The organism is Alteromonas sp. KC3 (assembly GCF_016756315.1).
Taxonomy (GTDB): domain Bacteria; phylum Pseudomonadota; class Gammaproteobacteria; order Enterobacterales; family Alteromonadaceae; genus Alteromonas.
The window spans coordinates 328,633-342,952 of sequence record NZ_AP024235.1; the positions used below are offsets into that span (position 1 = coordinate 328,633).

The window sequence follows — 14,320 nt, forward strand, 5'->3', positions numbered from 1 at the left end:
CATAAAGGGTGCACACATGGCGAATAATCAACAAGCGATTAAAGGCCCCGCTATTTTTCTAGCGCAGTTTATGGGCGACAGTAGCCCCTTTGATACGTTAGAAAATATGGCCAAATGGGCAGCCTCTTTGGGCTATAAAGGTATTCAAGTACCAACCGACCCAAAGCTATTCGACTTAGAAAAGGCAGCCGAAAGCCAAGCGTATTGTGACGAGGTAGCTGAAACATGCCGCAGAGCTGGCGTGGAAATTACCGAGCTGTCTACCCATCTTCAGGGTCAGTTAGTGGCAGTACATCCTGCCTATGATGAGCTTTTCGATAACTTTGCACCTAAGCACTTGCACGGCAAGCCGCAAGAGCGCACTGAATGGGCCATAAATCAGCTTAAATGTGCTGCCATCGCCAGTAAGCGATTAGGGCTTAAAGCTCACGCCACCTTTTCTGGTGCGCTTATGTGGCATTTGGTGTACCCGTGGCGCAGCGCCCCGCAGGTTTGGTGGAGCAAGGTTTTGCCGAATTGGCTAAGCGTTGGAAGCCAATATTAGATGCCTTTGATGAGGCAGGCGTAGATGTGTGCTACGAAATTCACCCCGGTGAAGACCTACACGACGGTGCATCGTTTGAACAATTTCTAAAAGCGGTAGATAACCACCCTCGCGCTAATATTCTGTCGATCCGAGTCATTTCGTACTACAACAGCTTGATTATCTGGACTTTATCGATCGCTACCACAGCCGCATTAAGATGTTCCATGTCAAAGACGCTGAATTTAACCCCAATGGTAGAAATGGTGTGTATGGCGGCTATCAAGACTGGCAAGACAGAGCGGGTCGCTTTCGCTCTCTAGGCGACGGACAGGTCGACTTCAACGGTATTTTTGGCAAGCTTACCCAATATGGCTTTAGTGGCTGGGCAGTACTTGAATGGGAATGCTGCTTAAAAGACAGCGCACAAGGTGCGGCCGAAGGAGCGCCATTTATTGCGTCGCATATTATCGAACCAAGTAAATATGCGTTTGATGATTTTGCCGGTGGTGATGTAAGCGAAGAAAAGAATAAACGCATTTTGGGGCTAGCGCGTTAAGCCAAGCGCATAAGGAAAATAATAATTATGATTACCCTACGTCTAAGCATCATGATGTTTTTGCAGTTCTTCATTTGGGGGCTGGTTTGTAACACTAGGCACTTATTTGTCGAACACGCTTCAGGCCAACGGAGGCCAAATTGGTATGGCGTTTTCCACCCAAAGTTGGGGGCTATTATTGCGCCCTTTATCGTGGGTTTAATTGCCGACCGTTTTTTCAATGCTGAACGCATATTGGGTTTGTTGCATTTAGTAGGTGCAGCGTTGATGTACTTTATGTATCAAGCCAGCGACTTTGCGAGTTTTTACCCTTACGTATTGGCTTATATGATTGCTTATATGCCTACATTAGCGTTGGTGAACTCTGTGTCTTTTGGGCAAATGAATGATCCATCAAAGCAATTTGGAAAAGTTCGTGTGTGGGGCACTGTCGGCTGGATTGTGGCAGGGCTTATGATTAGCTATGTCTTTTCATGGGATTCTGCGCAGTCTATTGCCGACGGTATGCTCAAAAACACCTTCCTACTGTGCAGTATTGCCTCACTAGCGTTGGGTATTTTCAGCTTTACCTTACCGAATACACCACCACAAAGTAGCGATAAAGCGGTTGGCCTTCGCGATGTGCTTGGACTAGATGCGCTGGCATTGTTAAAAGATAAAAACTTTTGGTTTTCTTCTTATCTTCAGTTCTTATTTGTATTCCATTGGCATTTTATTACCAAAATGCCAATCCATTCTTAACGGAAATAGGTGTAGAGAACGCAACGGGTAAAATGACCTTGGGGCAGGTTTCAGAAGTCTTGTTCATGTTGGCATTGCCTGTTTTCCTGAATCGATTTGGTATCAAAGCTACCTTGGTTATTGGAATGGCTGCATGGGTTATTCGCTATGCGCTGTTTGCGTTTGGCAATGCCGATGAAGCCTTGTTTATGCTAATCACAGGTATTGCACTTCACGGTATTTGCTACGACTTCTTCTTTGTTTCAGGACAAATATACACAAATGCAAAAGCAGGCGAGAAAGTAAAAAGTGCAGCACAGGGCCTAATTACGTTGGCCACGTACGGCGTAGGTATGCTGGTTGGTTTCGCCGTGGCAGGTGCTATTACCGACAGTTATACATTAGCTAGCGGTGCGCATAGCTGGCAGCAGGTGTGGTTGTTCCCTGCAGGCTTTGCCGCGGTCGTGTTAGTGCTGTTCGCTATCCTGTTTAAGTCTGAAAAGGTGAACGCAGATGCATAGCAGTAATCACGATCAAATTCGCAGAAAGCTATTGCAAAGCATGGCGGTGACAGGGGCAGGCGTACTGGCTGCTATGCCGGGCTTTGCGGTTGGACACCAATCTCAAAACGGAGCCAGTCATAATGATGCCGCGGTTTCTGCACTTAAAGGTAACGTCAACCACTCGGTAAGTCGCTGGACCTACGGCGATTTGTCAATCGAGGAGCTTTGCAAAACCGTTAAGTCGCTAGGCTTTAGTGCTATTGATTTAGTTGGCCCTATAGATTGGCCAGTGCTTAAACAATACGGCATCGACTCATCTATGTGTAATGGTGCCGAAATCAGTCTAGAGGATGGGTTTATTCATGCTGAGTTACATGACGAACTCGAGTCTCGATATCTAAAGCATATCGACCTAGTGGCAGATGCGGGCTACACCAATCTTATTTGTTTTAGCGGTAATGCAAGAGGCATGTCACGGGAACAAGGGTTAGAAAATGCAGTTAACGGCTTAAAGCGCATATTGCCTCACGCAGAAAAACGCGGTGTGGTGATATTTATGGAGCTGTTTAACAGCAAAATTGATCACCCTGATTACATGGCTGATAACTCAGCATGGGGCATAGAGCTGTGCAAAAGGCTTAACAGTAAGCACTTTTCTCTGCTTTACGATATCTACCACATGCAAATCAACGAAGGCGATATCATTCGCACTATCCGCGATAACCATCAGTATTTTGGCCACTATCATACCGCTGGCGTACCAGTCGGCATGAAATAGATGCGTCTCAAGAACTGAATTACCCAGCTATTGCCGGGGCCATAGTTGAAACAGGGTTTAAGGGCTATTTGGCACAAGAGTTTATCCCCACACCTAAAACCAAGGCCGGCAGAATTGTATCGCTTAAAGACGCGATCCAAATCTGTGATGTGTAACGTGCAACAGGCACAGCGACGAATTAAGCGATAAAGGATGTGTTATGGCAACGAATGAATACGATGCAATTGTGATTGGCTCTGGTATCAGTGGCGGGTGGGCTGCCAAAGAGCTTACCGAAAAAGGCCTTAAGGTGTTAATGCTTGAACGCGGTCAAAACATCGAGCATATAAAGGATTATAAAAACGCACACAAAGAAGATTGGGATTACCCCCATCGCGACTTGCCTACGCAGAAAATGAAAATGGAATACCCAGTGCTTAAGCGCGACTATCCGCTTAACGAAAAACATTGGGAATGTGGGCAAATGAGATAGATAACCCCTACACGGAAGATAAGCGTTTTGACTGGTATCGTGGTTATCACGTTGGCGGCCGTTCACTTTTATGGGGGCGTCAAAGTTATCGCCTCAACAGAGAAGACTTCGAGGCGAATGCTAAAGAAGGTATCGCTGTCGATTGGCCAATTCGTTACGACGACCGGCGCCGTGGTATGACTATGTAGAAAAGTTCGCGGGGATCAGTGGAAACCGCGATGGCTTAGATGTACTGCCAGACGGTATTTACCAACCACCTATGCCCATGAATATTGTGGAAGAAACCGTTGCTGCAAGAGTAAAAGAAGCGTTCAAGGGTAGCCGACACATTCTACATGGCCGTACTTCAAACATGACCAAAGGTAAACCCGAAGAAGGGCGTGTGCATTGCCAATATCGCAATAAGTGTTGGCTGGGTTGCCCGTTTGGGGGCTACTTCAGTACGCAAGCATCTACACTACCTGCGGCGGTGAAAACAGGCAATTTAACCCTTCGTCCGTTCTCTATTGTAAAAGAGATCCTGTTCGATAAAGACAAAAAGCGCGCAACGGGTGTGGAGATCATTGACGCCGAGACCAACCAAACCTATGTGTTCAAAAAAGCAAGATAGTGTTTGTAAATGCTTCGGCCCTTAATTCTGCTTGGGTATTGATGAACTCTGCTACCGATGTATGGGAAGGCGGACTTGGCAGCAGCAGTGGTGAGTTAGGTCACAATGTGATGGATCACCATTTCAGAGTTGGCGCATCTGCTGACGTAGAAGGCTTTGACGACAAGTATACCTATGGGCGACGTCCAAGCGGTTTTTATGTTCCTCGTTTTAGAAATTGGGGAGATGACAAGCGCGATTATTTACGCGGGTTCGGATATCAAGGTAGTGCCAGTCGTTCAGGGTGGCGAAAAGATATTGCCGAGATGGGTATTGGGGCTGGGCTTAAAGATGCCATCAGTGAACCAGTTCGTGGACGATTGGTATGACTGCCTTTGGTGAAATGCTACCTCACCACGACAACCGCATTTATTTGAACAAGAAAGTGACGGATAAATGGGGAATGCCAGTTCTTGCTATGGATGTAGAGATAAAAGAGAACGAACTCAAAATGCGTAAGGATATGCAGCAAGACGCTATTGATATGTTCGAAGCGGCTGGCCTTAAAAACGTGCAAGGTTGGGATGCCGATTATGCACCGGTATGGGTATTCACGAGATGGGTACAGCGCGTATGGGACGTGACCCGAAAACGTCAGTACTGAACGCGCACAATCAAGTATGGGATGCCCCGAATGTATTTGTGACAGACGGTGCCGCTATGACGTCGGGTAGTTGCGTTAACCCATCACTTACTTATATGGCATTAACCGCGCGCGCTGCAGATTTTGCAGTGGAAGAGCTTAAGCGAGGTAACTTGTAATGGAAAGAAGAGCACTACTTAAACTTATAGCTACTGCAACAGGCACCGCCATGTTTGCAGGCAGTGCGTTTGCGTATAAAGATTTAACGCCGGTTCCGCTAAGTGCAACATTGTTTTCTGAAAATGATGTGACGCTTTTTAATGAAATGGCCGAAGTAATCATTCCACAGACAGACACGCCCGGGGCGAAAGCGGCGAATGTGGGAGAGACCATGGCAGTATTAATAACCGACTGTTATACGCCTTTGCTGCAAAAAACGTTTCAAAACGGTATCAAAACCATCGAAAAGTTATGCCAAACACGATATGGAAAAGCATTTTTGCAACTTGATGCTCAGCAGCGTGAAACCCTGTTCACTGAACTCGATGTAGAGGCGAAAGCAGCCAATCTGGCAAATGGTGTATGGCAAGGAGTAGAAACCGGTAAGCCTAGTCAATGGGAGCCAGGAACCGACGAGCCAACACCTCATTACTTCACTTTGCTAAAACAATTAACTTTGTATTGTTTTTCACGTCGCAAGTAGGCGCTACAAAAGTACTGCGTTATGTGTCTATTCCGGGTAAGTACGACGGGGCTTTACCTTATAAGAAGGGTGATAAAGCGTGGGCGACATAACTTAGCTTGCGGGCGTTTAGCAAGATGTTGCACATACCTTAGCATCATTAACTTACACGAAATTAGGCAAACATAATGAACAAACACTCAGTAGCAAAAGCATTACTATTTTCTTCACCGCTTACAGTATTAATGACCACGACCGCATGTGCGTCTGACGATGACAGGCTTACACGAGAACAACAGGCAGCCAAAACAGAAGTGTGGGAGCCTGTACCTGAAGTGGTGTCATTTAACGCTAACAACGTACCTTCAGATGCCACCGTGCTGCTAGGTGACAACCTAAATGCGTGGGAATCGCTAAAAGGCGGCGATGCAAACTGGACTATGCAAGATGGCGTGTTAACGGTAAAGCCCGGCGCGGGAGATATTAAGACCAAAGCGTCTTTTGCGATATTCAGCTACATGTTGAATGGATGGCACCGATGCCGGAAGAAGGAATGGAAGGTCAGCAGCGTAATAATAGTGGCATATTCCTTCAGCAGCGCTACGAGGTGCAAGTGTTAGACTCGTTTGAAAATAAAACCTACCCTAATGGTCAGGCTGCAAGTGTATACAAGCAAACTATTCCTTTAGTGAATGCCATGAAGGCTCCGGGCAATTGGCAAACCTACGACATCATTTATAAAGCGCCGCGCTTTGAGGGTGAGAGCTTAAGTTCGCCGGGCTATGTGACCGTTATCCACAATGGCGTGGTGGTACAAAACCATACCGAAATACAAGGTACAACAGAGTGGATAGGCGCGCCAAAATACAAAGCACATGGCTGTGCACCTCTACAGCTTCAAGATCACGGAAACTATGTAAGCTTTAAAAACATATGGGTGAGAGAGTTGTAATGATGCAAAGCTAAAAAGCGTGTCGGTAAATATCCTCTATTTCCTCTACGCTAAGCTGCTTTGGGTTATTGCGCAGTAGGCGAGTAACTTTACTCGCCTCACTGGCAAGTTCACCAACACAATCCTCTGGTATATTAAAGTGGGTAAGCGATTGGGGAATATCCACATCTCTACACAACTTTTCAACGGCGGTGAGTAACAGCTTTACTGCTTCGTCTTTGGTGTGATGCCTATCGCAAAGTTTCAACTGCTTTGCTACGCAATACAGTTTGTCTGCACAAAAAGGCGCATTCACTTTTAATACATGGGGTAGCATAACGGCATTACTCATCCCATGAGATAAATGAAAACGTCCGCCTAACGGATACGCAAGCGCATGCACCGCACCTACGCCTGCGTTACCAAACGCAAGCCCTGCCATTAAACTGCCGGTGGCCATATCTTCCCTTGCTGATAAATTTTCGCCATTTGCATAGGCATGAGGCAAGGCGTTGTATATTAGTTTTAACGCTTTTTCAGCAAGCGCATCGGTAATGGGTGTGGCATTAACCGATACATAGGCTTCTAATGCATGAACAAAGGCATCTATTCCACTGGCTGCGGTTATAGCTTTGGGGCAGGTTTTTGTCATCTCCGGTGCAACAATGGCAACGTCTGGCAATAAGCAGTGACTCACAATGCCTTTTTTTCATCTGCGATTTGGGGTCACATAGTATTGCTATATTAGTGACTTCTGAGCCTGTACCTGCCGTGGTGGGTATAGCGATAAGTGGCAAGGTACGACGTGATAACGTATTTTCACCGAAGAGATCTGACAGCTTACCGGTGTAATCATAAGTAGCAGCTAATATCTTTGCGCTATCAATAGCACTACCACCACCTAAGGCAATAACACCATCTATTTGTTTTTCTCTAAGTAGTGAAAGCTTGTTCTCTATAACCGTGTGATTTCAGGTTCTGGAGGAATATCATCAATGACTATAGTGGCAGCGGTTGAAAGTAATGGAGAAACTTGGTCGAGTAAACCTGATGCAGATACGCCTTTGTCAGTGATTATGGCAAAGGCATTTATCGATAGTCGTGCCATCTCATCACTAAGTGCTTTCAAAGCACCTAAACCAGTAATAAGTTTCCCTGCGGTTTTAAACTCAGAAATATTCATCGCGCCCTCACTATAAAGACTGTACAAATGCTTTCTTTATTTACGTGTTTTAATGCTCGTTAATAGAAAGCTATAGCATCTAATCTAAAGCACGGGTAGCCAGATACCAATTAACTGAACTTATAGATGGGTAAAAGCGGTATGAATTAGCCCGTTTTTACAACGATCTGTTCATAGTTTGCGCAAACGATCGAAAAATAAGGCTTTTTAAAATACTTGTTGACGTGAGCGCTCAGATCCCTAAAATGCGCATCCGCTTCGACAGGAAAGCAAAACAAATTGCCCCTAAGAAGTAAGTCTCTACTACCTACATAGGCCAGTAAAGACGGGAGTTTAGAAGTAACGCTTCAGAAAATAAATTTTCAAAAAGTGTTGACAACGAAAACTTCCAGCGTATAATGCGCACCTCACTCGAACAGGGTGAGTCACTAAGAAACGCTTCTAGTGAATGTTCTTTAAAAATTTAGACAAGACAATCTGTGTGGGCACTCGTTAAGAGTGTCACAACGACGATTCATATTTCGATATATTTAATTGAAGAGTTTGATCATGGCTCAGATTGAACGCTGGCGGCAGGCCTAACACATGCAAGTCGAACGGTAACAGGATTAGCTTGCTAATCGCTGACGAGTGGCGGACGGGTGAGTAATGCTTGGGAACTTGCCTTTGCGAGGGGATAACAGTTGGAAACGACTGCTAATACCGCATAATGTCTTCGGACCAAACGGGGCTTCGGCTCCGGCGCAAAGAGAGGCCCAAGTGAGATTAGCTAGTTGGTGAGGTAAAGGCTCACCAAGGCGACGATCTCTAGCTGTTCTGAGAGGAAGATCAGCCACACTGGGACTGAGACACGGCCCAGACTCCTACGGGAGGCAGCAGTGGGGAATATTGCACAATGGGGAAACCCTGATGCAGCCATGCCGCGTGTGAAGAAGGCCTTCGGGTTGTAAAGCACTTTCAGTTGTGAGGAAAAGTTAGTAGTTAATACCTGCTAGCCGTGACGTTAACAACAGAAGAAGCACCGGCTAACTCCGTGCCAGCAGCCGCGGTAATACGGAGGGTGCGAGCGTTAATCGGAATTACTGGGCGTAAAGCGCACGCAGGCGGTTTGTTAAGCTAGATGTGAAAGCCCCGGGCTCAACCTGGGATGGTCATTTAGAACTGGCAGACTAGAGTCTTGGAGAGGGAGTGGAATTCCAGGTGTAGCGGTGAAATGCGTAGATATCTGGAGGAACATCAGTGGCGAAGGCGACTCCCTGGCCAAAGACTGACGCTCATGTGCGAAAGTGTGGGTAGCGAACAGGATTAGATACCCTGGTAGTCCACACCGTAAACGCTGTCTACTAGCTGTGTGTGATTTTAAATCGTGCGTAGCGAAGCTAACGCGCTAAGTAGACCGCCCGGGGAGTACGGCCGCAAGGTTAAAACTCAAATGAATTGACGGGGGCCCGCACAAGCGGTGGAGCATGTGGTTTAATTCGATGCAACGCGAAGAACCTTACCTACACTTGACATGCAGAGAACTTTCTAGAGATAGATTGGTGCCTTCGGGAACTCTGACACAGGTGCTGCATGGCTGTCGTCAGCTCGTGTCGTGAGATGTTGGGTTAAGTCCCGCAACGAGCGCAACCCTTGTCCTTAGTTGCCAGCATTAAGTTGGGCACTCTAAGGAGACTGCCGGTGACAAACCGGAGGAAGGTGGGGACGACGTCAAGTCATCATGGCCCTTACGTGTAGGGCTACACACGTGCTACAATGGCATTTACAGAGGGAAGCGAGACAGTGATGTGGAGCGGACCCCTTAAAGAATGTCGTAGTCCGGATTGAGTCTGCAACTCGACTCCATGAAGTCGGAATCGCTAGTAATCGCAGGTCAGAATACTGCGGTGAATACGTTCCCGGGCCTTGTACACACCGCCCGTCACACCATGGGAGTGGGATGCAAAAGAAGTAGTTAGTCTAACCTTCGGGAGGACGATTACCACTTTGTGTTTCATGACTGGGGTGAAGTCGTAACAAGGTAACCCTAGGGGAACCTGGGGTTGGATCACCTCCTTACCATTACGTCGAAAGACGCCTTGATGCAGTGCCTACACAGATAGTCTTGTTTAAAACGAAGAACGACACAAGTTTATGGGGCTATAGCTCAGCTGGGAGAGCGCCTGATTTGCATTCAGGAGGTCAGCAGTTCGATCCTGCTTAGCTCCACCATCTACTTGAAAATCTGAGCTTGAAAGCTTCAGGTTATAGACTGAAGGCTTGTAGCTCAGCTGGTTAGAGCGCACCCCTGATAAGGGTGAGGTCGGCAGTTCAAGTCTGCCCAAGCCTACCATTTTCTCCTTATGCTATACCTTGTATAAGCAAGAAATAGATGGCAAAAAACGTGTCAAAACGGAATTTAAATCCTAATGAATATTTACTGTTTCAGTAAGCATTGATTAGGGTTTTTACTCTAAAGTGAAATGATTCGTCATTTTGCGAATGTTCTTTAACAATTTGGAAAGCTGATATTAATAGTAATCAATCAAAATTGAGTAACTGAGAAATCGAAAGATGACTTTTTACTCTACTTGACTGAATTGCTTGTTATCAATCGATGATTTGATAGCAAGGCAATTCTTCCGATTAGCTTGTCATTCATACGACATAACTCAGGCAGAAGTCAAAAGGCTGTTTGGGGTTGTATGGTTAAGTGACGAAGCGTATACGGTGGATGCCTTGGCAGTTAGAGGCGATGAAGGACGTGTAAGTCTGCGAAAAGCTGTGGTGAGCCGACAAAATGCATTTGAGCCACAGATGTCCGAATGGGGAAACCCACCTATTTATAGGTATCGTTAACTGAATACATAGGTTAACGAGGCGAACGAGGGGAACTGAAACATCTAAGTACCCTTAGGAAAAGAAATCAACCGAGATTCCCCTAGTAGCGGCGAGCGAACGGGGAGCAGCCCTTAAGCTGTTTAGAATTTAGTGGAATCCTTTGGGAAGAGGAGCGATACAGGGTGATAGCCCCGTACACGACGGATTCTTTACAGTGAAATCGAGTAGGTCGGGACACGTGTTATCTTGACTGAATATGGGGGACCATCCTCCAAGGCTAAATACTCCTAACTGACCGATAGTGAACCAGTACCGTGAGGGAAAGGCGAAAAGAACCCCTGTGAGGGGAGTGAAATAGAACCTGAAACCGTATACGTACAAGCAGTGGGAGCCCTTCGGGGTGACTGCGTACCTTTTGTATAATGGGTCAGCGACTTATATTTAGTAGCAAGGTTAAGTGAATAACGGAGCCGTAGCGAAAGCGAGTGTTAACTGCGCGTTTAGTTGCTAGGTATAGACCCGAAACCCGGTGATCTAGCCATGGGCAGGTTGAAGGTTGAGTAACATCAACTGGAGGACCGAACCCACTAACGTTGAAAAGTTAGGGGATGACCTGTGGCTGGGGGTGAAAGGCCAATCAAACCGGGAGATAGCTGGTTCTCCCCGAAATCTATTTAGGTAGAGCCTCGGACGAATTCCATTGGGGGTAGAGCACTGTTAAGGCTAGGGGGTCATCCCGACTTACCAACCCTTTGCAAACTCCGAATACCAATGAGAACTATCCGGGAGACACACGGCGGGTGCTAACGTCCGTCGTGGAGAGGGAAACAACCCAGACCGCCAGCTAAGGTCCCAAAATATTGCTAAGTGGGAAACGATGTGGGAAGGCATAGACAGCTAGGAGGTTGGCTTAGAAGCAGCCACCCTTTAAAGAAAGCGTAATAGCTCACTAGTCGAGTCGGCCTGCGCGGAAGATGTAACGGGGCTAAGCAATATACCGAAGCTGCGGCAGCATGTTTACATGCTGGGTAGGGGAGCGTTGTGTAAGTGGATGAAGGTGAGTTGTAAAGCTTGCTGGACATATCACAAGTGCGAATGCTGACATGAGTAACGATAATGGGAGTGAAAAACTCCCACGCCGGAAGACCAGGTTTCCTGTCCCATGCTAATCAGGGCAGGGTAAGTCGGCCCCTAAGGCGAGGCAGAAATGCGTAGTCGATGGGAAACGGGTTAATATTCCCGTACTTATATAATCAGTGATGGAGGGACGGAGAAGGCTAGGCAAGCTTGGCGTTGGTTGTCCAAGTGAAAGCGAGTAGGCCGAGAACTTAGGTAAATCCGGGTTCTTAAAGCTGAGACGCGAGACGAGCTACTACGGTAGTGAAGTTGTTGATGCCCTGCTTCCAGGAAAAGCTTCTAAACTTATGATTATGTGAACCGTACCCCAAACCGACACAGGTGGTCAGGTAGAGAATACTAAGGCGCTTGAGAGAACTCGGGTGAAGGAACTCGGCAAAATTGTACCGTAACTTCGGGAGAAGGTACGCCCCTGTTTGTGAACACTTTACGTGGTAAGCAGATGGGGCCGCAGTGACCAGGTGGCTGGGACTGTTTATTAAAAACACAGCACTCTGCAAACTCGTAAGAGGACGTATAGGGTGTGACACCTGCCCGGTGCCGGAAGGTTAATTGATGGGGTTAGCGTAAGCGAAGCTCTTGATCGAAGCCCCGGTAAACGGCGGCCGTAACTATAACGGTCCTAAGGTAGCGAAATTCCTTGTCGGGTAAGTTCCGACCTGCACGAATGGTGTAACCATGGCCACGCTGTCTCCACCCGAGACTCAGTGAAATTGAAATCGCAGTGAAGATGCTGTGTACCCGCACCTAGACGGAAAGACCCCGTGAACCTTTACTACAGCTTGGCACTGAACATTGAACCTACATGTGTAGGATAGGTGGGAGGCTTTGAAGCACAGTCGCTAGATTGTGTGGAGCCGTCCTTGAAATACCACCCTTGTATGTTTGATGTTCTAACATTGGTCCCTAATCGGGATTGTGGACAGTGTCTGGTGGGTAGTTTGACTGGGGCGGTCTCCTCCCAAATAGTAACGGAGGAGCACGAAGGTTAGCTAATCACGGTCGGACATCGTGAGGTTAGTGCAATGGCATAAGCTAGCAACTGCGAGACAGACACGTCGAGCAGGTACGAAAGTAGGTCATAGTGATCCGGTGGTTCTGTATGGAAGGGCCATCGCTCAACGGATAAAAGGTACTCCGGGGATAACAGGCTGATACCGCCCAAGAGTTCATATCGACGGCGGTGTTTGGCACCTCGATGTCGGCTCATCACATCCTGGGGCTGAAGTCGGTCCCAAGGGTATGGCTGTTCGCCATTTAAAGTGGTACGCGAGCTGGGTTTAGAACGTCGTGAGACAGTTCGGTCCCTATCTGGTGTGGGCGTTGGATGATTGATGGGAGCTGCTCCTAGTACGAGAGGACCGGAGTGGACGAACCGCTGGTGTTCGGGTTGTCATGCCAATGGCATTGCCCGGTAGCTATGTTCGGAACGGATAACCGCTGAAAGCATCTAAGCGGGAAGCCGGCCCAAAGATGAGTCATCCCTGAACTTTAAGTTCTGGAAGGGTTGTTATAGACGATGACGTTGATAGGCAGGGTGTGGAAGCGTTGTAAGGCGTTAAGCTAACCTGTACTAATTGCCCGAGAGGCTTAACCATACAACGCCCAAGAAGCTTTAGGCTTTTGAGTGTTGTAGACAAGCTAAAGTAAGTAGAGTGAAAAGACAGTTACTCACTGATTGAATTGATATCCAGTTTTCTAGATTGTTACCAGTTTTTCCTGGCAGCCATAGCGATACGGTACCACCTGACCCCATTCCGAACTCAGAAGTGAAACGTATTAGCGCCGATGGTAGTGTGGGGCTTCCCCATGTGAGAGTAGGACACTGCCAGGTCCCAATTAAAGAAACCCGCCTTACGGCGGGTTTTTGCTTTATATAGAAGCTACAGCATTTTATATGCGGGCTCACAGAATTTAGTGAGGTTGAGAGTTCTCAGCTTTACGCAGTAAACGCTACTGTAAACCAGTTTTTCCTGGCAGCCATAGCGATACGGTACCACCTGACCCCATTCCGAACTCAGAAGTGAAACGTATTAGCGCCGATGGTAGTGTGGGGTTTCCCCATGTGAGAGTAGGACACTGCCGGTCCCAATTCTAAAACAAAGAACCCAGCGAAAGCTGGGTTTTTGCTTCTTATGCTCTACTTATTTACTTACAATTTTTCTCTTTTCTGCAATAACTTAGTTTACAAACTGCTGGTATTGTTGCGCTTATAACGTAGTGGGTTTTCACCTTTCATTCACCAACTCGCTACTACACTATTCGTTTTGAGCGTACTAAAGGAATATCATGCGTAAGCTTCGAGTATCACTAATTGCACTAACTTGCTTTTCATCTAACGGTATCGCTCAGGATATTGATGTGAGTTTAGGTGGTGGCTGGCCTTTCTTTCTTGTCCCTACGGTTTCAACAAAATATGATGATGTAGAGCTATACCTGAATTATAAATTGGGATTAGATGACGGCTTTACTCTGGGTGCACAAAAACAATACGAAAACCATGTTGTAGGCATATTCCTTGGTGCTGTGGGCGCGAGAGATGCAGAGTACAGCTGCGAAGATGAACTGACTTGCCTATTATTAGGTTGGCGCTAACTGATGCCCAAACAACGCAAGGCATAGGAATGTCATATGAGTATCGACTCAATACCTCACGTGAAGGTTGGGCTTTTAGAGTAGAAGCCGGCTATGGAAAAGAGTCACAAAACGATACGAATCGTTTCGATGGCAATGCACAAGTCGTTTATCATTTCTGATCCTTAGCAGCGGTATACTCAATT

2 protein-coding genes, 2 tRNA genes, 4 rRNA genes and 7 pseudogenes are annotated in these 14,320 nt (G+C 46.9%); 14 read left to right on the forward strand and 1 reads right to left on the reverse strand.

The window, feature by feature from the left end; translation table 11 throughout:
* Nucleotides 1-16 precede the first annotated feature (16 nt).
* From JN178_RS01425 to JN178_RS01450, 6 pseudogenes are all read left to right on the forward strand, one after another.
* Nucleotides 17-1,082, forward strand: a pseudogene (locus JN178_RS01425) (sugar phosphate isomerase/epimerase family protein).
* 54 nt (nucleotides 1,083-1,136) lie between these two features.
* Nucleotides 1,137-2,323 (forward strand): annotated as a pseudogene (locus JN178_RS01430) (MFS transporter).
* Nucleotides 2,316-3,238: pseudogene (locus JN178_RS01435) on the forward strand (hydroxypyruvate isomerase family protein). Before JN178_RS01430 ends, JN178_RS01435 begins: the two co-directional pseudogenes overlap by 8 nt.
* 44 nt (nucleotides 3,239-3,282) lie before the next feature.
* Nucleotides 3,283-4,966 (forward strand): annotated as a pseudogene (locus JN178_RS01440) (GMC oxidoreductase).
* Nucleotides 4,966-5,582, forward strand: a pseudogene (locus JN178_RS01445) (gluconate 2-dehydrogenase subunit 3 family protein). Before JN178_RS01440 ends, JN178_RS01445 begins: the two co-directional pseudogenes overlap by 1 nt.
* Before the next feature lie 75 nt (nucleotides 5,583-5,657).
* Nucleotides 5,658-6,421 (forward strand): annotated as a pseudogene (locus tag JN178_RS01450) (3-keto-disaccharide hydrolase).
* A gap of 10 nt (nucleotides 6,422-6,431) precedes the next feature.
* Here JN178_RS01450 and JN178_RS20275 read toward each other — a convergent pair.
* Nucleotides 6,432-7,583: pseudogene (locus tag JN178_RS20275) on the reverse strand (iron-containing alcohol dehydrogenase).
* Between the two features lie 531 nt (nucleotides 7,584-8,114).
* Between JN178_RS20275 and JN178_RS01460 the strand changes: the two are divergent.
* The 8 genes from JN178_RS01460 to JN178_RS20235 all read left to right on the forward strand — a co-directional run bounded on the left by JN178_RS01460 (nucleotide 8,115) and on the right by JN178_RS20235 (nucleotide 14,296).
* Nucleotides 8,115-9,641: ribosomal RNA gene (locus JN178_RS01460) — 16S ribosomal RNA — on the forward strand.
* 77 nt (nucleotides 9,642-9,718) lie between these two features.
* Nucleotides 9,719-9,794 (forward strand) — tRNA-Ala (locus JN178_RS01465).
* Between the two features lie 44 nt (nucleotides 9,795-9,838).
* Nucleotides 9,839-9,915 (forward strand) — tRNA-Ile (locus JN178_RS01470).
* A 354-nt stretch (nucleotides 9,916-10,269) separates the two neighbouring features.
* A 23S ribosomal RNA gene (locus JN178_RS01475) occupies nucleotides 10,270-13,138 on the forward strand.
* A 120-nt stretch (nucleotides 13,139-13,258) separates the two neighbouring features.
* Nucleotides 13,259-13,374: ribosomal RNA gene (gene rrf / locus JN178_RS01480) — 5S ribosomal RNA — on the forward strand.
* 138 nt (nucleotides 13,375-13,512) lie between these two features.
* Nucleotides 13,513-13,628 (forward strand): 5S ribosomal RNA (rrf, locus tag JN178_RS01485).
* The 16S, 23S and 5S rRNA genes sit together here with 2 tRNA genes alongside, the layout of an rRNA operon.
* Nucleotides 13,629-13,829: 201 nt before the next feature.
* The gene (locus JN178_RS01490) at nucleotides 13,830-14,135 is read left to right on the forward strand and encodes a hypothetical protein (protein ID WP_202263268.1); all 306 of its coding nucleotides are present in this window, start codon (nucleotides 13,830-13,832) and stop codon (nucleotides 14,133-14,135) included.
* Between the two features lie 29 nt (nucleotides 14,136-14,164).
* Nucleotides 14,165-14,296: a hypothetical protein gene (locus JN178_RS20235; protein ID WP_269752174.1), complete on the forward strand. Its 132-nt coding sequence runs from the start codon at nucleotides 14,165-14,167 to the stop codon at nucleotides 14,294-14,296.
* Nucleotides 14,297-14,320 lie beyond the last annotated feature (24 nt).